The sequence below is a fragment of the Capnocytophaga haemolytica genome (assembly GCF_001553545.1).
In the GTDB taxonomy this organism is placed as follows: Bacteria; Bacteroidota; Bacteroidia; order Flavobacteriales; family Flavobacteriaceae; genus Capnocytophaga; species Capnocytophaga haemolytica.
Map to the genome: position 1 here is coordinate 47,778 of NZ_CP014227.1, position 23,777 is coordinate 71,554.

The following is a 23,777-nucleotide window of genomic DNA, read 5'->3' on the forward strand; positions in this document are numbered from 1 at the left end:
GTTAAACCTATTTACTATACTCCTCCTTTTATTTTCCCAGATAAAAGGAAAAAGTTCTTCTAAAAATGATAGCACAAAGGTACACTTTTATCAGAAAAGCTCCAAATTTTTATTCAAAAATTTTTCTTAAAAAATAAACATACGAAAATTTTACCATAGCATTAATTAACAAAATATGGGTATTAAACATCAATAAGAGAAAATCAAAATAAATATTGCAGCAAAAAAAACTATTTTACCTCAAAATGATATTTCAATTTACTTATTTCACTCTTTCATAAAAATATGTTTATAAAAACAAAATATCACACCCTATTCTTCTATGCAAACTACTCTCAGATACAACCTCTCTCCTCACTACTATCAATTATTCACCTATTATATTTATTTCTACACAAAAAACTACTATCACAAAACACTGACTTACAATTTTCTATATAAACATTTACTTTCTTAGATAAAAAAACTTTCTAAAAAACTTTCAGATTAAAAAATAAGTCGTACCTTTGCCGCTGTAATTCATCATAGAAATGACAAACTTATATACAAATAGCTGGTGGCGCTTACTCTTACGCAACAATCCGTAAGGGAAGCAGTGCTTTTGTATATACTGAAGATAACAAAACGCTCTGTCGCACTTGCGGCAGAGCGTTTTTATTTAATGTATAATGCATCATTCACAGTACTGATCTCTGACCCCTGATCTCTAACAAAGTAATTAACTCGGGCGAAGCGATAACGGAGCGGAAACGAATCCCCTCTCCCTACTCCTTAGCCTCTAAATATAAAAGAAAATGAAAAATTATCAAGTAGATGCCAATGGTTATTATGGCGAGTTTGGCGGGGCATTTGTGCCCGACGCATTGCGTGCTAACATCAATGAGTTAGCGCAATCGTATGTATCAATTATCGAAAGTGAGGACTTTCAAAAGGAGTATCAGCAGCTCTTGCGCGACTATGTAGGGCGCGCTACGCCGCTCTTCTATGCAGAGAACCTCAGCAAGAAGTACGGTACGCATATTTACTTAAAGCGTGAAGACCTCAACCACACGGGGGCACATAAGCTCAACAATGCGCTGGGGCAAGCCCTCTTGGCGAAGCGTATGGGCAAGACGCGCGTGATTGCAGAGACGGGCGCAGGGCAACACGGGGTGGCTACGGCTACCGCTTGCGCACTGCTGGGTTTGGAGTGCTGTATCTATATGGGCAAGTTGGACACCCAGCGTCAGGCACTGAACGTGGCGCGTATGAAGATGCTCGGAGCTGAGGTAGTGGCAGCCACTTCAGGTGGACGTACGCTCACCGATGCTGTGAACGAGGCATTTGCCTCTTGGGTTGCCGACCACGAGAGTACTTACTTCTTGATAGGCAGTGCCGTAGGCCCTCACCCTTATCCAGACATTGTGGCGCGCTTCCAGAGTGTGATTTCCAAGGAGATACGTGCGCAACTCAAAGAGAAGATAGGCAAAGAAACTCCTGACTACGTAATGGCTTGCGTGGGTGGTGGTAGCAATGCGATAGGGGCGTTTTACCACTTCCTTGATGATGAGAAAGTAAAACTCATCGCGGTGGAAGGCGGTGGCTTAGGAGCTGATACCGACCAGACAGCCGCGACTATCACCATCGGTAAAGAAGGAATGCTACACGGCTTTAAGACCATCGTAATGCAAGACGCTGAGGGCAATGTGCGCGAGCCATATAGCATCTCTGCAGGCTTGGATTACCCAGGGGTAGGTCCAGCCTTTGCCCACCTCGCTAAGGAAAAGCGGGTTATCTTCTACAACGCTACCGATAGCGAAGCCCTTGCTGCAGCCTTTGAACTCTCAAAATTAGAGGGTATTATCCCTGCCTTAGAGAGTTCACACGCATTGGCAGGCTTAAAGAAACACAAGTTTGGTAAGGATGAAGTGGTAGTTATCAACGTCAGTGGTCGTGGTGATAAGGATATGGAGACCTATATGAAGTATATTTAAGAGGTCAGGAAGCAGAAATGAGAGAACAGTGAGCAGGTACAAGCTTAGTCACACCTCATTAAGAGGTCAGGAAGTGTATTCACTTTCTGACCTCTTTTTTCTGACCCCTGACCTCTGATTACTGTACTAATATCTCTATGGCACGTTCATCACCCTGCTCATTGAGGATGCGCAGTATGTGCTTACCCTTAGTGGCGAAGACCTGCATCTCGTGGAAGGTATCGGTGCTGCCTAAGTAAGTAGCATCTAAGTACCAGAACACTTGTCCCGTGCGGTTGGCAGCTTTGGCTATAAAGGGCTGCTCTTTACCTCCGAAATCCTTAGTGGTGTAAATGATGCCTTGATGCTTGGGGTAGACGAAATCCAATGAGCGCAAACCCTCGGCTGCCCTACAATCCTCACGGGTAGGGGGCAGAGGCAAGTAGTTGATGTGCTGCTGCTTGTAGTACCACTCCATCACAGGGGGCAACACAAACCACTCCTTACTTACAATCTTATCCGCAGGCTCACAGGCGGCATTTACTTGGTAATGACCAGAGGCATCTAAGTGCACTATCTTATGGTAGGGGCATTGCCCTACTTCCTTGGTGGCTAAGGTGGTGAGGATTGCCTTTTGCGGACAGCCTTCTTTGGTTAAGAAGCCTGAATCGGCACACACGGTTACCTCACGCATATCATCATAAGGCTTGGCAAACCAGGTGGTTGGTGGCAGTGCCCCAAAGATGCTGAAGAGCACAGGAGCAGCATACGAAGCCCCTGTGAGCGTTGGGCGCCCCTCGCCTGTGGCATTGCCTACCCATACGGCTACCACGTACTCAGGGGTGGCACCAATAGCCCACGCATCTTTATTGCCAAAGCTGGTGCCTGTTTTCCACGCTATCTTCCGTGAGGACTCATAATAACGCCACGCCACATCAGTCGAGGGACGGTTTACCTCCTTCATCGCATCGAACATCTCGTAGAGTGCCCCCGCGCGTAGCATCGGCATTTTGCGGGTATCACTACCAAAAGTGAGAGGCTTTGCCATAGCGTTGTATTGCAGGTGCTGAAACTCCTCAGTGCGATACACCTGTCTGCGGGCAAACTCATTGAGTTCAGAAGCGAGGTTGGTATACGCCTGTGCCAAATCCCAAAGGTTGCTCTCTGCCCCACCGAGGATAATCGAAAGCCCATAATGGTCGGGGTGCTTGTTGATGTCTTTGAGTTGTAGCTGTTGTAATATATCATAAAAGCGGTAAGTGCCATACTGCTTTAATAGCCATACAAAGGGAATATTGAGCGACTTTGCCAAGGCTACATTGGCAGGTACCGCCCCTTCAAAGGTATTGGAGAAGTTCTGTGGGGAATAGCCGCCTATCTGTGTGGGCACATCGGGCAGGAGTTGTGTAGGCAGCAATTCACCCTCGTGGAGCATCGCTGCGTAGAGCAAAGGCTTGAGCACACTGCCCGTACTACGTGGAGCGTGCACAATGTCCACTGCATTCTGGTGCTCGTTATCGGTGGGGGTATTGCCCACATAGGCGAGCACCTTGCGCGTCTTCACATCAATAACTAATGCCGCCATATTGTAAACTTCGCTTTGAGAGTAATGGGTGTAATAGCCCGCTACCACTTGGTTTACCTTTTCCTGCAACGCCAGCGGCACTGTACTGCGAATGCGCTCGCCTGCGTGCTTCTTAGCGGCATAAGTGAGCAAGTGTGGTGCTATCTGTGGAATGCTGTGTGGCTTCTGAGGTAAAGGCTCTGTAAGGGCTAAGCGGTAGGTTTCCTCATCGATGACCTTTGCTGTGAAGAGCTTTTTGAGCAGGCGGTCGCGCTTCTCACGGAGCCGCTCTTGGTTCTTACCAGGGAAGATAAGGCTTGGGGCATTGGGAAGCACTGCCAAGGTGGCACACTCACTCCACGAAAGCTGGTGTGGGGCAACCCCAAAGTAACGCCAAGCTGCCATTTCCAGCCCGATGACGTTTCCCCCAAAAGGTGCGTGCGAAGCGTAGAGCTTTAAGATGCTTTCCTTGGAGTAGCGGAACTCTAAGCGCGTTGCCCAGATCATCTCAATGAGCTTCTCGGCATAAGTGCGCTGCTGGTGCTCACGGGCAATACGGACAACCTGCTGTGTGAGGGTACTGCCACCGCGCTCTACCTTGCCACTCTTTATATTACGCCATAGTGCCTTGCTTACCGATACGGGATTGACCCCCCAATGATACTTAAAATATTCATCTTCAAAATAGAGCACTGACATCTTAAAGCGGTAAGGCACACTATCCACCTCTGGGAAACGCCATTGCTCATCAGGGGCTATCTTAGCAGCTAAGAGCTTGCCCTCAGCACTCTCAAGCACGGTGGCGTATTGCTCAGGGAAGAGCTGTCGCGGCAGGCAGAAATAGTACCACCCTATCAAAAGCAGTGCAATGCCGCTCTTGATAGGGTGCTTCTTTACCATTGCTTTCCCCCAACGGAAGGCTGTTACTGCTCTCTTTCGAGAGTATTGCCATAGGCGGGTGATATGTAGGCGTAGTGGTTTCACGGGGCAAAAGTACGGTTATTTTATGGGATCGCCAAATGAAACAATATTTTACTGCTTTCTACCCTTAACGGAGGTTTTCAGAAAGTGATTTTTTCTCAGGATATATCCGATAGCGATCCGTAGGGTATCCGTAGAAGGTTCGTTGTGGCTTTGATAGTATTTTTTTCTTTAAGGCGTGGTGATTTTGTTTGCTTTCGTAAAACGATTGACAACGATTGTAATTATATAAATATGAGCTTCTTAGAAATAATAAGATTTTATTATCCTTCAAAGGATAGAAAACTTTTTTGCATTTTTCGTCATAAAGTTTTGTCAAGTTGATAATTATTTTCTATCTTTGTCGCCCCTCTATAAAAACATCATTTTTGAAATATGAAATTTAGGATATATACTCTTGGTACTTTTTTTTGTTTGCTTATAGGTAATCTAAGTGCAGAGGCTCAGCAATTTGCGATGAATGACAGCATTGTGAGTCCAGCAGGCTCGCTTACCCCTAAGCGCGATGAGTTTATGCGGTTAAAGGATAACCCGAAAGTGAAGAAGTACGATGAAAAGTGGCTTAAGGAGCTGTCAAACTCCGATTTGTACTTCCAGATGAGTGAGGATATTGCTGCTACACCTACTGATGTGAGCTATGACGAGCTGAGCACTGAGGTACTGAAAAAGCGCTTGGAGAAGCTCAACCAAAAGACGCCTTTCAATATTGAGTACAACCCTGTTTTAGAGCAGGTTATTAAATCTTTCTTAAAGAATAGACGTTCCTCGCTCGAGCGCCTGATGAGCTTAAGCGATTACTACTTCCCGATGTTTGAGCAGGAGATGAGCAACCAAAAGATCCCTCTTGAAATGAAATACTTAGCGATCATAGAGTCGGCTTTGAACCCTAAAGCGCGTTCGCGTGCGGGTGCTACTGGCTTATGGCAGTTTATGTATTCGACAGGTAGGGGCTATGGTTTGGAAGTGAACAACTACGTTGATGAGCGCAGTGATCCTGTTCGCTCGACCAAGGCGGCAGCTAAGTACTTAAACGAGCTGTACAAGGTGTTCGGTGACTGGGACTTAGTGCTGGCGGCTTACAATTCAGGTCCTGGGAATGTGACTAAAGCTATACGCCGCTCAAACGGCAAGCAGAACTACTGGAATTTGCGTCCGTATTTACCGCGAGAGACTGCGGGCTACGTGCCTGCTTTCTTGGCGACGCTTTACATCTTTGAATATGCTAAAGAACACGGTTTCAGACCACAAAAGCGTACTAATCACCTTTTTCAGACGGATACGATCAGGGTGAAGCAGGCGGTGCCTTTTAAAGATATTGCTGACCTGACGGGGATGAGCGTTGAGGAGATCCAGTTCTTCAACCCTTCGTACCAGTTGGATGTAGTGCCTTATGTGGAAGGGCGTAATTATGCCTTGCGATTGCCCATCTCTGAGATAGGTAAATTCGTAGAGAATGAAGATCTTATCTACGCGTATCTCAATGAGGAGAAGGAGCATCTGGAGAAACCGCTCCCTACGGTGGTAAGGGGTGAGCAATACGCTTCAAGGAACAACAAGAAGACTGTTTACACGGTGAAGAGAGGTGATAACTTGGGGAGGATTGCTTCGCGCTATGGGGTTACTGTCTCGAACCTCAAGCGGTGGAACCGTATGAAGAGCACTCACATACGTGTGGGGCAACGATTGGTGATTTATAAATAGAGAGCAGGGAAGAGAGAAGAGAGGTCAGAGAGCAGAGGTTAGAGCTAAGTTACACAGGTGATTTTACAGATATGAGAGGAGGCTGTCCAAGAAGTGCTTGCGGTAGGTAATCACTTGTTGGGTGGCTTTTTTGTTGTAAATGAGGGTGCTTTTATGAGGAAGAAACATATATTACTTAAATTCTTAGGGTTGTTTTCGGCTGTGCGAGGTTACAACATTGCCATTGTGTGCTTGGCGCAGTATTTGGCGGCTATCTTCGTGCTTTCGTCGCAGTCGTGGCGTGAAGTGCTGCTTGATGAGCGGCTCTTTACACTGGTGTGGGCGGGCTCTTTGGCTATCGCGGGGGGCTATATCATCAATGGTTTTTATGACACCGAGAAAGACCTTATTAACAAGCCTTTTAAAGCGATGATTGACCGCTTAGTGAGCCAGAACACAAGGCTTACGCTTTACTTTTTGCTGAACTTTCTCTCGGTGATTGTAGCGAGCTATGTGTCCTTCCGTGCGGTGGTATTCTTCTCGCTCTACATCTTCGGGATGTGGCTTTACTCGCACCGCTTGAAGCGTTTACCGTTGTGGGGCAACTTGTGCTCAGCTGCCTTAGCGATTGTGCCTTTCTTTGCTGTTTTTGTGTATTATAAGAACTTCGACAGGGCGATTTTCTTTCACGCTACGCTGATTTACTTATTACTTTTGCTCAAAGAGTTCGTCAAAGATTTAGAGAATATCAAGGGTGACTTGGTGCACAACTATCAAACGATCCCTGTGCGCTACGGCGAGCGTTTTTCTAAGGGTATGATAACACTATGTGTACTGCTGTGCTTTATCCCTATGGGGGTGCTGACGGCGCATTTCAGTATTGGGAAGTTGTGGTATTACTTCATCTTCACAGGGGTATGCCTGTTGCTATTGCTCGTCGTGCTTTGGAGTAGCAACTCACGCAGAGGCTACGCTTTTTTACATCAACTGATAAAGGTCATCTTAGTGCTGGGCATTTTCAGCGTGGGGCTTTTAGGGTTAAAAGGGTAGGTTTCTTTTTTATAAAGCAAGTCAGCCCAAAGAGTAAGAACTCTTTGGGCTGACTTGCTTTATATTGTGCTTCTTTATTTCTTATTTACTATTTTGAGCATTTCGCAGCTTTTGGCTACTCCTGCATCACAGGCTTTGTCGAACCAGTCGGCAGCACGGTTATCCGATTGTGCGATACCTTCACCGTGATAGTAGCAGTGCCCTAAGCGGAACTGTGCGGGAGCATAATCGCGACGAGCGGCTTGTTTGTAGTAAATAGCTGCCTTCTCAAAAGAGCGCTCTACGCCATTGCCGTTGTAATAGCAGTTAGCTAAGTTGAACTGTGCGGGAGCATAGTCGCGGCGAGCGGCACGCTGGAAGTTGTTGAGCGCTTGGGTAAAGTCCTTTTTATTGTAGAAGTAAGACCCAAGTGCATCAAGTGCTTCCTCATCGTTGTGTTCAGCAGCTTTTGAGAGCCAGAAGAGTCCTTTGGTTTCGTTGATGCGCTTCATTGGTCCTTTAGGTGCTTCGGCAACTTTAGGCGCTGCTGGTGCTACTGCTTTAGGAGCTTGGCGCACTACTTGTCGCTGAGGTTGTACTGTCTTTTTAGGATGTGCTTGTACTTCCAAAGCGGGCTTTCCTCCACGTTGTCTTCTGAGAAGTTCTGCCCTTACAGGGTCAGTTTCCCTTTGTATTTCGATAGGCTCTGTTGTAGTAGAAGCCGTAGCTGCCACAGGGGTAGACTTTGCTTTCTTAGGGGCTGGCTTTGTAGCCACTGGCTTAGACGCTGGTGCCGCAGGGGCTTTCTTTACATCAGGCACTTCCTTCATATAGTACATACCCAGTAAGCGCTGTGTTTCTACGTCGCCTTTTTTAGCTACCTTTTCAGCCCAATACAGTGCTTTCTCGTCAGATTTATCAGGGTTCTTCGCATCGAAGTAGTACTCAATAAGTCGCTTTTGAGCGGTAAGATTATCTTGCTGCTTTGCCAATTTATCATAGATAGGGAAAGCCTTATCGTTCTGCTTTCTCACCAATTTGGCGTAGTAATAGCCATCGGCTACAGCAAGCTGTACGTCGGCTGACTCTTTAGGGTCGTTTTTCTCTACGCGCTTGTTGAGCCAATCGAAAGCCGCCTTGTTGTCGAGGTTTGCTGCTTTTATTGCCAGATTGCAGGCTTGGACGGTTGACTTCTTCACACCTTTGCCATCGGCATAGCATTGAGCAAGGCTAAACAGTGCTTCTGCATAATGTTCTTTCTCCTGTTGGTAGAAGTATTTGAGCATTTGCTCTTGTGCTTTTGGAGTGAGTTTTGACACCTTAGTGTAATACTCAAAAGCGCGTTCAGCTGACTGGTTGGTGTATTTACCTGTAAAATATAAGTCGCCTAATTTTTTCAAAGCTAAGAGGTTGTTCTGTGCTGCTGACTTTTCGAGGTAGTCGAAAGCCTTCTTTACATCTAACTGCTGAGGGTCGAGCAGGCTTACCCCTGCGTTGTACTGAGCCATTGCATCGCCTGTATTAGCAGCTTTTTCGAAGAGCTCAAGTGCCTGAGCATTGGAGGCTTTTGCCCCGTGCCCTGTGGTGTATATCACCCCTAAGTTATTCTCAGCAATAGGAGTAGCCTTTGAAGCCACTGCTTTGGATATCCAATTAAAGGCATCTTGATAGGACTGCTTTACGCCTATACCATTGTAATAGCACACTGCCAATTGGAATTGTGCCTCAGCATTGCCCTTTTGCGCTGCTTTTTGAAACCACTCAAAGGCTTTTTTGTACGACTTGCCGATAAGACTGTTTTCACCTGTGAAGTAGTAGGTCGCCAACTTGTATTCAGCTTCAGCGCTACCGCCTCTAGCAGCTTTTTCGAGCCATTTGAGGGCGGTCTCATCAGACTGTGCCACACCTTTGCCTGCTAAATATGCTTCTGAAAGGTTATATTCCGCCTCGGCATTGCCTTTGTCAGCCGCTTTGGTAAGTCGGTCGATAGCCTCTGGATTAGAGGGGTTCACCTCGTAAAGCCACGTACCGATGAGGTAATCTGCTTCGGCATAACCTTGTTTTTTGGCTTTCTCAGCCCAGTATTTTGCCTTGTTGATGTCCTTCTGCACACCGTCGCCGTTATAGTAAGCCTTGGCGAGATCCATTTGGATTTCAGGCTTTTCGTTCTCAGCTACATCGGCTATCCAGCGGATATATTGTGCGTTAGAAGCCTCTACGCCTTTACCTTCTTTGTAGCAGAGCGCCAGTTGTCGTTTGGCTTTGGCATCACCGCTTTCGGCTACTTTGGTAAGCCATTCTACACCTTTTTCTGGTGATTTAGGGGCACCTCGCCCTGTGAAGTAAATCTCGGCTACTTGCCCTTGTGCCTGAAGATCTCCCGCTTCGGCAGCTTTCAGATACCATTTAAATCCTTCTTGGAAGGAACGTTTTAGTCCACCTTTGCCCTTGTAGTAGAGGTCGGCAAGCTCAGTTTGCGCTTTCACGTCGCCTCCTTCGGCGGCTTTGATCAATTTTTTGGTGTTAGAGTCTTGCCCGTAAACCATTGAAATACAGAGCAAGCAAATTGCTAAAATGAAGTTTTTCATAGTATAATTATTATTTAATGACTTGTTGAGGCGACAAATATACGCATTATTTTTAATATACGTATATTTTTTACATTATTTTTGCATTATTTTTTTTAAATTTGTATCGTTTTTCAACAAATTGAAGCCGTCCAACTCAGCTACCAGCGAGCCTACACGCAATGATGCCTTGAGCTTTACGGGCACTTTATTTTTGTCGTCGGTGATCCACATTGTGATGCTTTCCTGCTCTTTGAACACGCGTCCGTCCTGCACTAAGGGGCAGAATTTAAGTGTATTGACCGTGCCAAAGCGTGTTTTCACCTTTTCTTTGCCTAAGAATTTAAGTTTGAACTTATAAATCTCGTCGTCGTCGAAAATCATATCAAGGGCTATCTGTCCACCGACTTTGAGGTTATCAACCTCGGGGTGATGCCGTAGCGCATAGAAAGCCGAAATCACATCTTGCAAGCCTGGCTTGAAGTCGATTTCAGTAGTATTGCCGTTCTCAATATTATCGATTTTGACCTTGTTATCGGTGTAATTAAAGAACATCTTCAGGTGCTTGGTGTAGCTTCCCTCGTGGATATTGCGCACAAACACACGCGGACGACCATCCTTCACACCAAAATAACTTTCGTAAATATCATCTACACGGAAAAACACGCGCGCCAGTCCCGTAGTAGAACCTTTCCCCACTGCGTGAAACACTTTTTCGCCTTTATACATCTCCTCGGTGAGCTGCATTGTGGCAATACTGGCATTAAAGACGCCATATTTAACCTTAAAGCGCAACCATTCGCCGTTTTTAAAGGGCAGATTGTCATTTTGTGCCTCGACAACTGGGCTGCATAGCAATGCTACCAAGGCAAAAGTGATTGTTTTTAGTGTCTTTTTCATATATAATATCAGTTTTTGAGTAGTGCACTACAATTACCGTGCCGAAATTAAGTTGCAAAGATACAAAATAATGCATAATGTACAATGGATAATGGATAATTTTATAATTTCGCCTAAAACATTAACTCTTATTACGGACATTCAGTTGTACAGCCACATAGTCGCGAATCCCTTTCAAATTTTGTAGTTTTGCCATTGATAACAACTATTAAAAATTGCATAACGCATTCCAATGGTATAATTATTGCAACAAACTTTAATATTAATTTTTTAAATTGAATCAAGTATGAAAAAAATTATTGCTTTAGTATCAGTGATTTGTTTATCACTAGTAGCTTTTTCTTGTATATCTTGTAGCAAGAATGATGACCCAGCTGACAATGACCTTTTTATAGGAACCTACAAAGGTAAAGTCTCTTATTCCGATAGTCAACAGAAAAAATCCGCTGATAATGGAGCCGTAACAGTTATTAAAACAGGAAATGACTATTATTTCCGTTTTTCAGACGGAATTCCTAACCTTACTGGTGTTAGCTTCAAAAAAGAAGGAGATAACACTTTAGTAAACATCGACTTAAAAGATGGTGTGAAAATCATTAGAATCAACGCCTCTTCATTGAACATTTTGTATACTACAGATGGAAAGACCTGGACTGCTAACGCAAAAAGGTAATTTAAAACATTTTACTAAAAAACCCCGAAAATATCAAATATTTTCGGGGTTTTTCCATTTATACAATGGAATTATCATTCTCCAAGTTCTAATTTTTGAATTTTTTCATTCAAACTTTTAATTTCTTTTCTTAGCTTATAAATACGCTTGTTACTATTTGCTAATCTCCTGTTTGATTTTCTTGCACGTCTCAATGACCTTTCAGCTTTACGTGCCTTTTTTGCAGCTATTGAAGCTGAATTAGCATCGTTGAATTTGTCTGTATGACTATTTGCATTATCATTGGCTTTCATAGCCTCTGATTGTAAAGCTTCATTCTCATTCTCCTCATTAACAAGCTGAATCTCTAATGCATTTAGTTTAGTTTTTAACTCTAAATATTCTTTTTTAGCTTCCAGTCGTTTGATCTCTGGAGATTTAGAAGTTCCACAGCTTGCTATAAAAATAGACACAAAAGTAGAAATAATTAATGTTTTTTTCATGATAAATGTCTGTATGTTAGTTTATTGTAATAATTTAAAAATAGAAGAGTAGACATTGAAATATCTGCTCTTCGCTGCTTATACCTTACTTTTTAAATATCAAATTTATCAAAAATAAGATAACGATAGCACCAATAGCTCCTGTTAGGATAGTGCCAATCCACCCTTCTCCAAGTGAGATGTGGAACACATTGCCTAAAAGCCAATACCCAACGCCACTTCCAAGAATACCAATGATGATATTCCCGATGAGACCTAATCCACTACCTTTATAGATAGTGCCTCCTAACCATCCTGCGATGGCTCCAATAATAAGTGTTGCAATAATACCCATAATTTTTAATATTTGAAATTAGGGTGCAAAGATAAGAATTTTTATCTAAAAAACAATGCGAGCCACACGGGCAGGTGCGAGCCGCACTTTCAAATTTTGTTATTGACAACAACAGAGTACGCACAGAAAAAGAGGTAATATAGCAGCAATATTCTTTCAGTATAAAGGAAAAGCCGTATATTTATCAAGGGAAGATGTTATTAATGGAGATTAGAAAGCTCTTAATGACATCAAATAATCATAAAGCCCCACCATAAAGGTAAGGCTTTATTTTGGGGCAAACTTAGCTGTTGACTGCGTTTGCATCTTTATACTTGTTTAAGTAAGTCTTTTTAAAACAGGCAGGTAAATATGAGTTACTTACCTGCCTGAGTTGGGGTCAAAAGTTTTCTTATGTATCCTCCTCACCACTGCAAAAGTTCAACTTTATTTTAAACTACCAAAATAATTACTAATTATTTTTTGAATTTACCTCATCATACAAACTATCACTTAGCTTTTGCATTGCAATAAAGTTCATTATGAAATAAATAATACTATATACTAATATAACAACCGTAATAAGTGAAAAGTTTATAGTTATACTTATCTCTCTTATTGAAAAAGCATAGAGATTATTTCCTTTATCTCTAAGGTATTTTTCTAATAAGTAGAATAATGTTGAAAAAGCAAAGTACTTGATATAAGAATGGCGTACTTTCTTTATATTACTTCGCAATAAATCAATGATTCTCTTATTCTTAATACCTTGTAAATTAAAAGTTATTAGTAATCCCATAGCAATAGAAAACATTATTCCTAAAATAGTAAATAAAGTATTCATATAATAATCATTTAAATACCATTTAAAGAATAATGAAAGTATAACTGCAAATAGTAAAACTAATATGTCTTTTAATTGAAACATTTTTCGAGTTCTCTTAAATATTTTTCCATTGCTTGTTTTAGCTCAGGTTCTGATATTTTACCAGAGTCAGTAGTTTCTACTTTAAATTCCTGCATTTCCTGCATTTCATCTCCTTTTATAGTTTTTCCTTTTTTAGTAATAAAAGTAACATTTTCTAAATCAGAAATAGGTTTTAATTGTGCCCCAAAATAGTTTTGATAATCTTTCTCTTTCATTTTTTTAGGCTTGCTGAATTTAAGTAATAATTCAGCTGATATTACTTCGGAAGCCTTCACTTCATCAAAAGAAAGTACGTCCGTAAGCATTTCTCTAAGTAGTTTAAAGCTAATACTCTTTGTTTCTGTTAAATCAAAATTATCTTCCTCTTTTCGTACGGGATCTTGTATTCTTAAAGATTTCAAATCACTAAGAGAAATATTAGGGTTTTCTTTTATAATAGGGGTAAATTCAAAAAGAGTATTTGCTCTTAATGACTCTAATAACCAATTCGTATATGTTTGAAAATGGGTGATAGTAATATTTCCTCTTAATGTTACTATTAAATACTTGTCATTTAGTAGAAAATAATAGTGGTCTTTGTAGAATAAAGAAGAATTAACATCTAAATCTCTTAATTGCTCTAAATGAACAATATTTTCCTCAAACACTTCTTCTGGAATTTCTGGTATATTATCACTACTCTTAATTCGCAATAGAGTACCAAAAATAACACCCTCTGATATTTCATAATCGCATATCAAATCCTCTTCCCTACTTTCATCTTTAGTATTTAAGCGCATTCTCCTTTCATTAGCTTTACTTTTAGGTAGTTGCTCGCATAATAAAGAAAAAATACTTTTAGCATTATCAGTAAAATTATTTGTACTAATTCTAAAAGCTCTACATTTTACATTCTTTGGTTTACTCATAGAAAATATATTTTAGACCGCAAAAGTACAAAATAAAAAAGAATAGAGGTAAACTACCAAAACTTTTTTTAACTTTCTGCATAAATACCCTCATAAGAGAGGATAGCTTCTCCAGTACGAGCTGATAAGAACACCCTACCTGCTACCTTCTCAATTACGGCATCTATACGCCACTGGGGGGTACTTGTTAGTATGCTCATTAGTATGCTCACTAAAAAGCTCACGTATCTTTTCATTACGCCTCTGTAGGCGCTGTTTGCGTTGTTTCTGACTGATAAGTTGCATAGCACAAAGAAATAGTTGTGAATTGCTTTCAAATTTTGTAGTTTTGTGATTGATAACAACTTTACTGATGTTAAGAGACAGTTGTAGTGTGTTGTGAATTGCCTTCAAATTTTGTAGTTTTGTGATTGATAACAACAATTTGTTAAAAACAATACAAAGTCTACAATTAAAAGTTAAAACAATCTTAACCTTTGTTAACTTACTTGACAGAGAAGAGAATATCTTATAACTTTGTCGCAAAATTCTAAAATATTTAATCCAGAAGAAGGAGAAGAACTAATACTCCCATAATTAATCATTTTTATTATGAAAAAGTCAGTACAAATCTTTTTAGAACTTATCTCAGCTATTGCACTTTACTTGTTTATAAATTCAATAGCCTATGGAGATCATTTGGTAACCCTACCCCTATACTTAACAGGGGTAGTGATTATGAGTTATCTCTTTGTAAGAGAGAGACCCCAAGAATGCCTACAAAGTGCCTTACGCATTGTTCTTCCGTTTACGGGGTTAATGCTTATTGCAGGGAGTCTGCCTGATGCAAATTTCAGTTTAGCTCTGATTTATATTGTGAGCACAGGGGTAGCTTTTTTATTAGGAATGCTCATTGCCACCGTGAGCAAGACGTACCAGAAGATAGGCTTATCGGCATTGACTTTTCTGCTGGTAGTTGCCGTACGGTTGTCGTTTTCAGCGGAGTTTCAATATTTGATAGGCGTACATTGGTATACCTTAGGAAGTTAATCATCTAATAGAATATAGAAAGAGGTTGCTCAGAAGTCTGGGCAACCTTTTTTATGCTTTGTTACTTATAAAATATTTTTTTTGTATCTTTGCGCTTTATTGTTGAATTATTTGATAAATTAAACGATTATGAAACACTTATTCACCTCATTGATAACACTACTGTTATGTGCTTGCCATCAGGAGCGTGCCCATAAGCCTACGGACGCCGAGAAATACGAACTCAAAGGGGCTGTCAAGGAATTGGAGATCAGCTATTATGCTGAAAATGATGAGCTGGGTGAGGCGGTGAAAGACTTGCGCAACAAGCTCGCCATCACCTTCGACAAGGAAGGGCGGCAGGTAAAAGAGACTTTCTACGAGATTACGGCTGACGCCCAAGGGAAGACCATCGCTGTGGTTGCCAGCATCGCTCGCACTGCCTACGACGGGGATGTAAAGGAGGTAGTGGCCTATACACCCGACGGGGTGCAAACCGCTAAAAGGGTGTTCCTCAGTGATAAGAATGGCACTACGATCTTCTTTGACGATGAAGAGGTGATCATCACTGGGACGGCGCACGTAAAGAAGGATACGCAAGGCAGGATTGCTGAGCGCTATTGGCAGAGTGAGCTCGGCAGCATTGAGGTTACATTCGCATACAAGTACGATGCGCAAGGCAATGTGAGTGAAATCACAGTGAGCGATAGTATGGGTCGCCATTACCGCACTTATCGCTTTGCCTACGACAGTAAAGGCAACGAGACGGAGGTGAAATCCTTTGACAGAAATAACAAACTGTGGGCTGAAAGTCTCTATGACAAGAAGGGTAACCTACTGAAAACAAGTATTTATGACAAAGAGGGCAATCTCACCGCTACGGCTTATGAGTACGATCGCAAAGGCAATGTTACCGAAGAGCTATGGAACCTCCCTGCGGGCAAAGGGGAGCAACGCAATACTTATACTTACGACCGCAAAGGCAATTTAGTGAAGGCAAACATAGAGAGCGTAGGGGTCGTTTACACTTACGAGTATGACGATAAGGACAACGTTTCGCAGATGGTCAGCACCGATAATGCTACCAAGAGCAGCGAGACCTATCGCTACACTTACACTTATGACGAGAAGGGTAACTACACCCGCAAAACAGAGCGTAGCAGTAAGGACTTTAAAGCCACTGAGGAGCGGGTGATTAGGTATTATTAGAGAGTAGGGAGCAGAGAGCAGGGATGAGAGAGCAGGGATGAGAGAGCAGAGGACAGATAGTGTTAAGGTGTGTTGTTTAGAATTATTAAAAACTTTATAAACTCCTTGTCGGTTGTGTTAAATTAGTGATAAGGTTTGTTAAAGTACTTGACAATCAAGGTGCTATTGCTTATATTTGCTGTGAATTTTTAAATACTTAGATATGAAGCATTTTTTAGAACTTATCTCGGCTATTGCGATTTACTTGTTTATCGGTGCGATAGCCTATGGAGATCACTTGGTAACACTGCCGCTGTACTTAACGGGGGTAGTAATCGTGAGTTACTTGTTTGTAAGGGATAGACCTCAACAGAAATGGGACAGTTTCTTGCGTGTGGTGAGTCCTTTTGCGGTACTAATGCTCATCGCTGGAAGTTTGCAAGATGCACATACGAGTTTGGCACTCGGCTATATTGCTGGCACTGTGGTGGCTTATCTGCTGGGGATGTGCATTGCCACAGTGAGCAAAACCTACCAGAAGATAGGCTTATCGGCATTGGCTTTTCTGCTGATAGTCGCCGTACGGCTATCGTTTTCAGCAGAGTTCCAATATTTGATAGGCGTACATTGGCACACTTTATAAGGTTTATCACAAATAACGATAAAGGAGAGATTGTTCAGCAGTGTTTGGGCAATCTTTTTTTATGAGTTTTGAGGCATTAGCTCTAAAAGCTGCACTTATGATAATCAAATATTTACATATTTCACAAGTTAAAAAAGCACATAGTTTGCTTGTGGAACCATTTTTTTATTGTACTTTTGTGCGTTAAAAGTAAAACATAGGAATTTATGTCGTGGTTTAAAAGAACAGCAAAGGGGATACAGACCTCAACGGAGGAGAAGAAGGACGTCCCCAAAGGATTATGGTATAAGTCGCCCAGTGGTAATATCGTAGAGACGGATGAGTTGGCGGCAAACGCGTATGTGAGCCCTGAAGATGGCTACCACGTGCGTATCGGCAGTAAGGAATACTTTCAGATATTGTTTGATAACAATGAGTTTAAGGAGCTTGACGAGAACCTGACTTCTAAAGACCCGCTGGGGTTTGTGGACACAAAGTCGTACGAGCAACGCCTCAAGGAAGCCGAACAGAAGACAGGCTTAAAGGACGCAGTACGCACTGCTGTGGGCAAATCCAAAGGGGAAGACCTCGTGATTGCCTGTATGGACTTTGCCTTTATCGGCGGCTCGATGGGTAGTGTGGTAGGAGAGAAAATTTCAAGGGCAATAGGCTACGCTATCAAGCACAAGTTGCCTTTCTTGATGATCTCAAAGTCGGGAGGTGCGCGTATGATGGAGGCGGCACTCTCGCTAATGCAGATGGCTAAGACCTCAGTAAAGTTGGCACAGCTGGACGAGGCAAAGTTGCCTTATATTTCGCTCTGTACCGACCCCACCACAGGGGGTATTTCGGCATCGTTTGCGATGCTGGGCGACATCAACATCGCCGAGCCAGGGGCACTGATAGGCTTTGCGGGTCCGCGTGTGGTAAAGGACACCACAGGTCAGGACTTGCCAGAGGGCTTTCAGACGGCTGAGTTCGTCTTAGAACACGGCTTTTTGGACTTTATCGTAAACCGTAAGGAGCTTAAGGATAAGGTCAATTTGTATTTGGATTTGGTGCTCAATAGGGCGGTGAGGCAATAGAGGGGTCAGGTCTCAGCTGTCAGCTTTCAGAAAGCGACTTATTATAGAGGATAGTACAGTACATTTTAAAATAATTAACTTATGAAAAAGGAAGTTGTATTTATCATTTTAGATCAATTTGCTAATTGGGAATCTGCTTATTTAGCGGCTGCCTTAGAGACTGACTTTGTTACAAATAACTACACAATCAGTTATGCTTCAACAGATAAAAATGTGAAGACATCTATTGGGAATATGAAAGTGTTGCCAGATCTTACCATTGATGCTATTCCCTCATCAGCTGAAGCATTAGTACTTATAGGCGCAAATGAGTCTTGGAGAACCTTAGGGGAAGAAGCACAAAGTAAGATTATTACCACTGTACAGCAATTCAAAAAGGCTAACAAAGTAGTAGCTGCTATCTGTGACGGGGCTTATTTTTTGGCTGTCAATGGGTTGTTAAATGACTGCAAGCACACTACAAACAGATTGGAAGAAATTAAGGGAGTTGGAGCATACACTAATGAAGACAATTACGTTCATACGGCTCTCGAAGCAGTTAGCGATAAGAAAATAGTTACAGCTAAAGGAGATAGTGCATTACATTTTGCTGCAAGTGTATTAAGAGCTTTAGGAGATATACCTGAGCAAGGTATTCGTATATTTTATACTGCTCACTCTCTTGGTTTTGAAAAAGCAATGGAGTTAATGTAGTTTTATGGACAGGATCTACACAATAACCGATAGAGAAGAAGAGGAAAGGGACGATACTCTGATGACCAAAGAAGCATTTTTTACGATAATTGATAGGGCAAGAGCTGGCAAGAAGACAGAAATGACCATTGAAGAAATGGAAGCTTATTTAGAGGATAAAGTAGCACGGATGTAGTGCTACAAACAACTATAATGATAACTCAGAAAGCACCGAGTAATATAGCCTTAGTAAAGTACTGGGGGAAGCGTGAGGGGCAGTTACCTGCAAACCCTTCGGTGAGTTTTACCCTTACGAATTGTTATACAGAGACGAGTGTAACCTATAACCCCGAACATACTGCAAGTTTTGAGTTCTTTTTTGAGGGGGAGGCAAAGCCTTCGTTTCACCCAAAGCTAACGACTTTCTTTGAGCGTATCGCTGATTTAGTGCCTTTTATAAAGGAGTATCACCTACGGATTGACTCGCACAATTCGTTTCCTCACAGCAGTGGCATTGCCTCATCGGCGAGCGCAATGGCGGCGTTGGCATTGTGTTTGGTGCGTATGGAGCAGCAGTTGGGCACACCAATGACTGAAGAGGAGGCATTGCAGAAAGCATCGGTATTGGCACGGTTGGGCTCAGGGAGTGCTTGCCGCAGTGTATACAGCGGTTTGGTGGTATGGGGCGCACACAAGTCGATTGCAGGGAGTTCTGACGACTATGGGATTCCCTATCCGCTCACGGTGAATGAGGTCTTTAAGAACTATCAAGACTCCATACTGCTCATTGACAAAGGGCGGAAGCAGGTCAGCAGCTCTGTAGGGCACAACCTGATGCACGGGCATCCTTTTGCACAGGCGCGCTTTGCACAAGCGCATCAGCATATAGAGGAATTGATACCCGTGTTTGCTGCGGGTGATTTGGAGCGGTTTATCGCTATTATTGAGAGTGAGGCCTTAACGCTCCACGCGATGATGCAGACTTCACAACCTTACTTTATCTTGATGAGGCCCAACACTTTGGAGGCTATCAATCGGATATGGGCGTTCCGCCAAGAGACAAAAACTCCCGTGGGCTTTACCCTTGATGCAGGGGCGAATGTACATCTGCTTTATCCCGCCTTTTGCAAGGAAGCAGTGCAGGCGTTTATCACTGCGGAACTGAAGGAACTATGTGAAGGTGGACAGGTGATTGCGGATGCGGTAAAGGGGTAAAATATTCTTTTAAAAATCCTTGCTTGCATTGGTATAAAAGTTGTATCTCTTCCCCCAATTTTACTCTAAACAATTAAACCATAAACACTATGTTAAGAACAGCAACCGAGTACGATGAACGTTATAGCCAGCATCCTTTTTGGACAGATGGCAAGAAAGTTTATTACCGCCATTATGAGATTAAAGGCGTGGATAAGGACTCTTTTGAAGTCCTTGGGGATTGTATGCCCGTGATAAGAAACATTGTTATTTTCAGAGCAATCGCCTTGCTGGGGCAGACCGTGAGAGCTTTGTAGTGCTTAACCCTACTTATGCCAAGGATAAGGCAATGGTGTGGGCTTTTGGCTCACGCATTAAAGAGGCCGATGCAGCGAGCTTTGAGGCGTGCGATGCAGGGGCGCAACCGCTTTCTATTAGGAAAGATGCCATCGAGCCGTATATGGAAATCACGGAAAAAGGCTACGGCAAAGATGCTAACAACGTGTATTATATGGGCTTCTGAGGCAAACCTACCATAGTAAAGAACGCCGACCCTGCCACCTTTGTGTCCTTTGGTGATAACTATGCCAAAGATGCGCAGCGTGTGTTTTACGAAAAATATTCCTTACCAAAAGCCTCACCCGCTACCTGGGACTATATCCACGAAGGTTTTTACTATACCCGCGATGGCAACCGTATTTACTATATGAACCGCTTGATGAAGGGGGTAGATGTAGAGACTTTTGAGTTGCTTTTTGACGCTGAGGAAGAAGAAAGTGGAAATTACTATCAATACGCCCGCGATAAGAATACCTACTACGATAGGGGTAATCCCATCACAAAAGAGGCTTATGAGAAAAGAGGAGAACTCCCTGAAGGCTATGAATAATCTTAAACAAGCACTATGATGTTAGAGACTAAACTGATAAAAGTACTCAGCAAAGTATACCGCTGGCAGTGTTGTACTTACAACAAGAATCATATCGATTGGTACGATGTGGATAAAGCTAAGCTCAGCGAGAAAGAGAGCGCGCTGCTCAGCGCATCGGACTATGTGATTAACGCGCCGCATAAATACACCCACGATGAAGTGGTAAGTCGCCTGCGAGAGCTTGCCTCCGCTGAGGGCTTGGAGCAAAAAGTGCGAGCACTCTTCTTGAAGGCTATTGCTGAGGGTTGGGCGCGAGGTTTGCAACCGATAGTGAGTTTTTACACGGCAAAACACCTCCCTGAGCACGCTTTTAGTGCGTCCAAAAAAGAGAATGATTACAGCCTGAGTGGTCGCTCTTGTCGCGTTTCGGGTATCCCCAAACAGACGTGGGAGAACGATGGTGTGAACCTGTATCACCTCTATATTGGCTATTGTAGGTTAGAACCTTGTGCTGAAATGGTGTTGGATTTAGAAGAGGTGCTAACCTTTGATGAGGTAGCTGTAACACCTGAGTATCTAGCTGCTTACGATGCGCTTCTTGAGAGTCTTCGCAGGGCTGAGGACAATGAAACGCCTTCGGCACTCGTAAAGCGACTCGCTACAGAGAAAGTACTCAAAGGTAGCACGAGCACCAGCAGGGTTTGGCTGGTACGCATCTTGGCAGAGCTGGGCGTGTTGCCCAATCTCTTTGTGGAGCATTACAGCATCATCAAGGCGTTTTACCCCTACGATTTGCGCAAGGAATACGAGAACATCCTCCACGACAACGCCCCCGCAAGAGCAGAACCCGTATTCCCTGCATCAGGTTGGCGTGGTGCAATGGGCATAGATGAAGGGATTGCTAAGGAACTACGTTCACAAAAATATTAATCATTTATCATTTATAATTAAACATTATTTCGTACCTTTGCCCCCGATTTAATTATAATCCTATAAAAATAAATTTATGCAAACTGCATCACAAAAACAAGCCGTTTCAACTGCCTTTAAGGTAGGCAATAAAGTGCTGATTTTTTAGTTCCCAAAAACTAACCTTCAATTATTATGAATGAAATTGCCAAAATAGAGTTAAATAACAGATTGATTGCCTTAGAAGAGTATCTCAATGGGGATGTACTTTCCTATACAGGAGGATTTTTTACTGATACAGAAACAGCATTTAGGTCTATCATAGAGGATTTAGTTGGTCAGAAAAAAAGTATCTATATTATCCTTACTTCTAATGGAGGATCTGCTGCTGTGGTTGAACGTTTTGTGAATATCAATTAGGCATCATTATGATGAAGTCCATTTTATTGTTCCTAATTATGCCTATAGTGCTGGTACTATATTTTGTATGAGTGGCGATAGTATCTATATGGATTATTTCTCTGTTTTAGGACCTATTGACCCTCAAGTACCTAATAAAGATGGAAAATACGTTCCAGCATTAGGATACTTAGATAAGATTAATGAAATGCTCGAAAAAGCTAAGAGAAATGAACTTACACAAGCAGAATTCTTAATATTAAAAGATTTTGACCTTGCAGAACTTCGTTATTATGAGCAAGCACGAGAGTTATCTATAGATTTATTAGAAAAATGGTTAGTAAAATATAAATTTAAGAATTGGGAAGAACATAGAACAAAGAATAAGGGTAAAAAAGTTAAAGAAGAAGAAAAAAGAGAAAGAGCGAAAGATATTGCAAAAAAACTCAGTGATAATAATCTGTGGAAAACACATAACAGACCTATAAACATCAATCATCTAAGAGATTTAAGACTTGAAATTATTGATTACTCAGAAAATGAATTACTTAGTAGGAAAATTAATGATTACTATCAATTATTAATGTCATACTTAAAATTCATCAAGAACGAAGGAATTTTTATTCATACTAAAAAAATTTTTTAAAATGAGAGAAGAGAGCTTAACAAATAAAATACGATCTTTAAAAGAAAAGGATGCCGTAGCAAAATCATCAAAGAAGCAATTAGAAGACTATATAGAAGCTTCTAAACTCTTTGATGAATTGGTAGAAAAGGGTTATACTCAAAAGAGAGGATATAACCTAATGACCATTGATAAAACTCCATTTAGAATAGAAGTTATCAATAGCAATATTGCTTCTTTGTTTTAATTTTACAAAAGAAAACGAATGAAACGCTCGTTATTTTATTCCAAAATATTACTCTTTGGCGAGTATGGCATCATCAAGGATTCCAAAGGGCTGGCGATCCCCTATAACTTTTATAAGGGTGCCCTCAAACGCCCCGATGAGAAGCGCGAAGAAGCCTGCCGTTCGAATACATCGCTGGCGGCTTACGTCGCTTATTTGGAAAAACTATCTGCCGAAAACCCCGAAACTATCGCCTTTGATATGGCGCACTTAAAGGAAGATGTGGCAAGCGGAATGTACTTCGATAGCAGCATTCCACAAGGCTACGGCGTGGGAAGCAGCGGTGCATTGGTTGCCGCCATTTACGACGCCTACGCCCTCGATAAAATCTCCGCTGAGGAGAGCCTCACCAGAGAAAAACTGCTCGCCCTCAAGGCTATTTTCGGCAAAATGGAGTCGTTTTTCCACGGGACGTCCTCAGGGCTCGACCCACTGAACAGTTATCTCAGTATCCCGATTCTTATCCATTCCAAAGACTCCATCGAGCCCACAGGTTTGCCTTCCGAAGTTGTTGGAGGCAAGGGCGCGGTCTTCCTTTTGGATAGTGGAACTGTCGGAGAGACCGCCCCGATGGTCAGCATCTTTATGGAGAATATGAAGAACGAGGGCTTTCAGAGTATGCTCAAAACCGAGTTTATAAAATATACAGACGCTTGCATCGACGACTTTCTCAAAGGCAACTTCAAGTCGCTGTTTGCCAATGTGAAGAAGCTATCGAGTGTGGTACTGCAAAACTTCAAGCCGATGATCCCTCAGCAATTCCATACGCTTTGGCGACAGGGTATCGAGAGTGGCGATTACTTCCTCAAGCTCTGCGGCTCGGGCGGTGGGGGTTACATACTCGGATTTACCGAGGACATCGAGCGGGCGAAGCGTACCCTCGCTGGACATAAAATAGAAGTAGTATATCAGCTTTAAATCTATATAAATGAAGACGTTAC

Annotated in this window: 25 protein-coding genes and 1 pseudogene; 18 read left to right on the plus strand and 8 right to left on the minus strand. The window is 42.4% G+C overall.

The annotated features are described in order from the left end of the window. The first annotated feature begins 794 nt into the window (after nt 1-794). Nucleotides 795-1,973, plus strand: a complete 1,179-nt coding sequence (gene trpB / locus AXF12_RS00275) for a tryptophan synthase subunit beta (protein WP_066427543.1) — start codon at nt 795-797, stop codon at nt 1,971-1,973. A 118-nt stretch (nt 1,974-2,091) separates the two neighbouring features. Here the strand turns inward: trpB and pbpC are convergent, their stop codons facing one another. Next, a complete protein-coding gene (pbpC, locus tag AXF12_RS00280) occupies nt 2,092-4,416 on the minus strand; it encodes a penicillin-binding protein 1C (protein ID WP_066431629.1) in 2,325 nt (774 codons plus the stop codon). A 594-nt stretch (nt 4,417-5,010) separates the two neighbouring features. On the opposite strand from pbpC, the gene AXF12_RS00285 reads away from it, so the two are divergent. Together AXF12_RS00285 and AXF12_RS00290 are read left to right on the plus strand one after the other, a co-directional pair. Beyond that, nucleotides 5,011-6,198 carry a lytic transglycosylase domain-containing protein gene (locus tag AXF12_RS00285; protein ID WP_394336601.1) on the plus strand — a complete coding sequence of 396 codons (1,188 nt, stop codon included), beginning with the start codon at nt 5,011-5,013 and terminating at the stop codon, nt 6,196-6,198. Nucleotides 6,199-6,351: 153 nt separating this feature from the next. Further along, on the plus strand, nt 6,352-7,227 hold the full coding sequence (locus tag AXF12_RS00290) for a geranylgeranylglycerol-phosphate geranylgeranyltransferase (protein WP_066431632.1): 876 nt from the start codon (nt 6,352-6,354) through the stop codon (nt 7,225-7,227). A gap of 74 nt (nt 7,228-7,301) precedes the next feature. On the opposite strand, the gene AXF12_RS00295 is transcribed toward AXF12_RS00290, so the two are convergent. Next, the gene (locus AXF12_RS00295; RefSeq protein WP_066427547.1) at nt 7,302-9,794 is read right to left on the minus strand and encodes an SEL1-like repeat protein; all 2,493 of its coding nucleotides are present in this window, start codon (nt 9,792-9,794) and stop codon (nt 7,302-7,304) included. Between the two features lie 75 nt (nt 9,795-9,869). Further along, nucleotides 9,870-10,673 (minus strand): DUF3108 domain-containing protein, encoded by an 804-nt coding sequence (locus tag AXF12_RS00300; RefSeq protein ID WP_066427550.1) that lies wholly within the window; start codon nt 10,671-10,673, stop codon nt 9,870-9,872. A 286-nt stretch (nt 10,674-10,959) separates the two neighbouring features. Here AXF12_RS00300 and AXF12_RS00305 point away from each other — a divergent pair, with 286 nt between their 5' ends. Continuing rightward, entirely contained in the window at nt 10,960-11,346 is a 387-nt protein-coding gene (locus AXF12_RS00305) for a hypothetical protein (protein WP_066427551.1), read from the plus strand. 74 nt (nt 11,347-11,420) lie between these two features. Here AXF12_RS00305 and AXF12_RS00310 read toward each other — a convergent pair whose 3' ends face one another. From AXF12_RS00310 to AXF12_RS12680, 5 genes are all read right to left on the minus strand, one after another. After that, the gene (locus AXF12_RS00310) at nt 11,421-11,828 is read right to left on the minus strand and encodes a SlyB protein (protein ID WP_066427552.1); all 408 of its coding nucleotides are present in this window, start codon (nt 11,826-11,828) and stop codon (nt 11,421-11,423) included. Between the two features lie 85 nt (nt 11,829-11,913). Next, nucleotides 11,914-12,162: a GlsB/YeaQ/YmgE family stress response membrane protein gene (locus AXF12_RS00315; RefSeq protein WP_066427554.1), complete on the minus strand. Its 249-nt coding sequence runs from the start codon at nt 12,160-12,162 to the stop codon at nt 11,914-11,916. Nucleotides 12,163-12,613: 451 nt separating this feature from the next. Continuing rightward, nucleotides 12,614-12,985 carry a hypothetical protein gene (locus AXF12_RS00320; RefSeq protein WP_143325044.1) on the minus strand — a complete coding sequence of 124 codons (372 nt, stop codon included), beginning with the start codon at nt 12,983-12,985 and terminating at the stop codon, nt 12,614-12,616. A 71-nt stretch (nt 12,986-13,056) separates the two neighbouring features. Continuing rightward, on the minus strand, nt 13,057-13,977 hold the full coding sequence (locus tag AXF12_RS00325; protein WP_066427559.1) for a hypothetical protein: 921 nt from the start codon (nt 13,975-13,977) through the stop codon (nt 13,057-13,059). Between the two features lie 68 nt (nt 13,978-14,045). After that, the gene (locus tag AXF12_RS12680) at nt 14,046-14,177 is read right to left on the minus strand and encodes a hypothetical protein (RefSeq protein WP_317045042.1); all 132 of its coding nucleotides are present in this window, start codon (nt 14,175-14,177) and stop codon (nt 14,046-14,048) included. Between the two features lie 391 nt (nt 14,178-14,568). Here AXF12_RS12680 and AXF12_RS00335 point away from each other — a divergent pair, with 391 nt between their 5' ends. From AXF12_RS00335 to AXF12_RS00400, 14 genes and pseudogenes are all read left to right on the plus strand, one after another. Continuing rightward, entirely contained in the window at nt 14,569-15,006 is a 438-nt protein-coding gene (locus AXF12_RS00335; protein ID WP_066427560.1) for a hypothetical protein, read from the plus strand. A gap of 129 nt (nt 15,007-15,135) precedes the next feature. After that, nucleotides 15,136-16,194 (plus strand): RHS repeat domain-containing protein, encoded by a 1,059-nt coding sequence (locus AXF12_RS00340; RefSeq protein WP_066427562.1) that lies wholly within the window; start codon nt 15,136-15,138, stop codon nt 16,192-16,194. Nucleotides 16,195-16,396: 202 nt separating this feature from the next. Continuing rightward, nucleotides 16,397-16,816 carry a hypothetical protein gene (locus AXF12_RS00345; RefSeq protein ID WP_066427564.1) on the plus strand — a complete coding sequence of 140 codons (420 nt, stop codon included), beginning with the start codon at nt 16,397-16,399 and terminating at the stop codon, nt 16,814-16,816. Between the two features lie 206 nt (nt 16,817-17,022). After that, nucleotides 17,023-17,880 (plus strand): acetyl-CoA carboxylase, carboxyltransferase subunit beta, encoded by an 858-nt coding sequence (accD, locus tag AXF12_RS00350; protein WP_066427567.1) that lies wholly within the window; start codon nt 17,023-17,025, stop codon nt 17,878-17,880. 81 nt (nt 17,881-17,961) lie between these two features. Beyond that, nucleotides 17,962-18,573, plus strand: a complete 612-nt coding sequence (locus tag AXF12_RS00355) for a DJ-1/PfpI family protein (RefSeq protein ID WP_066427572.1) — start codon at nt 17,962-17,964, stop codon at nt 18,571-18,573. 4 nt (nt 18,574-18,577) lie between these two features. Next, on the plus strand, nt 18,578-18,748 hold the full coding sequence (locus tag AXF12_RS12175) for a hypothetical protein (RefSeq protein ID WP_159429717.1): 171 nt from the start codon (nt 18,578-18,580) through the stop codon (nt 18,746-18,748). A gap of 17 nt (nt 18,749-18,765) precedes the next feature. After that, nucleotides 18,766-19,767: a diphosphomevalonate decarboxylase gene (locus tag AXF12_RS00360; protein WP_066427575.1), complete on the plus strand. Its 1,002-nt coding sequence runs from the start codon at nt 18,766-18,768 to the stop codon at nt 19,765-19,767. A gap of 89 nt (nt 19,768-19,856) precedes the next feature. Beyond that, on the plus strand, nt 19,857-20,063 hold the full coding sequence (locus AXF12_RS12015) for a DKNYY domain-containing protein (RefSeq protein ID WP_066427577.1): 207 nt from the start codon (nt 19,857-19,859) through the stop codon (nt 20,061-20,063). Then, nucleotides 19,988-20,635, plus strand: a pseudogene (locus AXF12_RS12750) (DKNYY domain-containing protein). Before AXF12_RS12015 ends, AXF12_RS12750 begins: the two are co-directional and overlap by 76 nt. Before the next feature lie 18 nt (nt 20,636-20,653). Continuing rightward, complete coding sequence (locus tag AXF12_RS00380; protein WP_066427589.1) at nt 20,654-21,547, plus strand: hypothetical protein; 894 nt, start codon at nt 20,654-20,656, stop codon at nt 21,545-21,547. A 174-nt stretch (nt 21,548-21,721) separates the two neighbouring features. After that, nucleotides 21,722-21,946 (plus strand): hypothetical protein, encoded by a 225-nt coding sequence (locus tag AXF12_RS12370; protein ID WP_066427592.1) that lies wholly within the window; start codon nt 21,722-21,724, stop codon nt 21,944-21,946. Between the two features lie 25 nt (nt 21,947-21,971). Next, nucleotides 21,972-22,571: an SDH family Clp fold serine proteinase gene (locus tag AXF12_RS00390; protein WP_231909955.1), complete on the plus strand. Its 600-nt coding sequence runs from the start codon at nt 21,972-21,974 to the stop codon at nt 22,569-22,571. Nucleotide 22,572: 1 nt separating this feature from the next. Next, nucleotides 22,573-22,797: a hypothetical protein gene (locus AXF12_RS00395; RefSeq protein ID WP_066427599.1), complete on the plus strand. Its 225-nt coding sequence runs from the start codon at nt 22,573-22,575 to the stop codon at nt 22,795-22,797. Between the two features lie 18 nt (nt 22,798-22,815). Beyond that, the gene (locus AXF12_RS00400) at nt 22,816-23,754 is read left to right on the plus strand and encodes a mevalonate kinase family protein (protein ID WP_066427600.1); all 939 of its coding nucleotides are present in this window, start codon (nt 22,816-22,818) and stop codon (nt 23,752-23,754) included. Nucleotides 23,755-23,777: the final 23 nt, after the last annotated feature.

What these genes read in the sequence shown, in the direction of transcription:
- AXF12_RS00310 (WP_066427552.1), bottom strand. Translation starts at nt 11,828, where the DNA reads ATGAAAAAAACATTAATTATTTCTACTTTTGTGTCTATTTTTATAGCA.
- AXF12_RS00320 (WP_143325044.1), bottom strand. Translation starts at nt 12,985, where the DNA reads ATGAATACTTTATTTACTATTTTAGGAATAATGTTTTCTATTGCTATG.
- AXF12_RS12680 (WP_317045042.1), bottom strand. Translation starts at nt 14,177, where the DNA reads ATGAGCATACTAACAAGTACCCCCCAGTGGCGTATAGATGCCGTAATT.
- AXF12_RS00355 (WP_066427572.1), top strand. Translation starts at nt 17,962, where the DNA reads ATGAAAAAGGAAGTTGTATTTATCATTTTAGATCAATTTGCTAATTGG.
- accD (WP_066427567.1), top strand. Translation starts at nt 17,023, where the DNA reads ATGTCGTGGTTTAAAAGAACAGCAAAGGGGATACAGACCTCAACGGAG.
- AXF12_RS00325 (WP_066427559.1), bottom strand. Translation starts at nt 13,977, where the DNA reads ATGAGTAAACCAAAGAATGTAAAATGTAGAGCTTTTAGAATTAGTACA.
- AXF12_RS00400 (WP_066427600.1), top strand. Translation starts at nt 22,816, where the DNA reads ATGAAACGCTCGTTATTTTATTCCAAAATATTACTCTTTGGCGAGTAT.
- AXF12_RS00345 (WP_066427564.1), top strand. Translation starts at nt 16,397, where the DNA reads ATGAAGCATTTTTTAGAACTTATCTCGGCTATTGCGATTTACTTGTTT.
- AXF12_RS00305 (WP_066427551.1), top strand. Translation starts at nt 10,960, where the DNA reads ATGAAAAAAATTATTGCTTTAGTATCAGTGATTTGTTTATCACTAGTA.
- AXF12_RS00335 (WP_066427560.1), top strand. Translation starts at nt 14,569, where the DNA reads ATGAAAAAGTCAGTACAAATCTTTTTAGAACTTATCTCAGCTATTGCA.
- AXF12_RS00360 (WP_066427575.1), top strand. Translation starts at nt 18,766, where the DNA reads ATGATAACTCAGAAAGCACCGAGTAATATAGCCTTAGTAAAGTACTGG.
- AXF12_RS00285 (WP_394336601.1), top strand. Translation starts at nt 5,011, where the DNA reads ATGCGGTTAAAGGATAACCCGAAAGTGAAGAAGTACGATGAAAAGTGG.
- AXF12_RS12370 (WP_066427592.1), top strand. Translation starts at nt 21,722, where the DNA reads ATGAATGAAATTGCCAAAATAGAGTTAAATAACAGATTGATTGCCTTA.
- AXF12_RS12175 (WP_159429717.1), top strand. Translation starts at nt 18,578, where the DNA reads ATGGACAGGATCTACACAATAACCGATAGAGAAGAAGAGGAAAGGGAC.
- AXF12_RS00295 (WP_066427547.1), bottom strand. Translation starts at nt 9,794, where the DNA reads ATGAAAAACTTCATTTTAGCAATTTGCTTGCTCTGTATTTCAATGGTT.
- AXF12_RS00300 (WP_066427550.1), bottom strand. Translation starts at nt 10,673, where the DNA reads ATGAAAAAGACACTAAAAACAATCACTTTTGCCTTGGTAGCATTGCTA.
- AXF12_RS12015 (WP_066427577.1), top strand. Translation starts at nt 19,857, where the DNA reads ATGTTAAGAACAGCAACCGAGTACGATGAACGTTATAGCCAGCATCCT.
- AXF12_RS00290 (WP_066431632.1), top strand. Translation starts at nt 6,352, where the DNA reads ATGAGGAAGAAACATATATTACTTAAATTCTTAGGGTTGTTTTCGGCT.
- pbpC (WP_066431629.1), bottom strand. Translation starts at nt 4,416, where the DNA reads ATGGTAAAGAAGCACCCTATCAAGAGCGGCATTGCACTGCTTTTGATA.
- AXF12_RS00340 (WP_066427562.1), top strand. Translation starts at nt 15,136, where the DNA reads ATGAAACACTTATTCACCTCATTGATAACACTACTGTTATGTGCTTGC.
- AXF12_RS00380 (WP_066427589.1), top strand. Translation starts at nt 20,654, where the DNA reads ATGTTAGAGACTAAACTGATAAAAGTACTCAGCAAAGTATACCGCTGG.
- AXF12_RS00315 (WP_066427554.1), bottom strand. Translation starts at nt 12,162, where the DNA reads ATGGGTATTATTGCAACACTTATTATTGGAGCCATCGCAGGATGGTTA.
- trpB (WP_066427543.1), top strand. Translation starts at nt 795, where the DNA reads ATGAAAAATTATCAAGTAGATGCCAATGGTTATTATGGCGAGTTTGGC.
- AXF12_RS00395 (WP_066427599.1), top strand. Translation starts at nt 22,573, where the DNA reads ATGAGAGAAGAGAGCTTAACAAATAAAATACGATCTTTAAAAGAAAAG.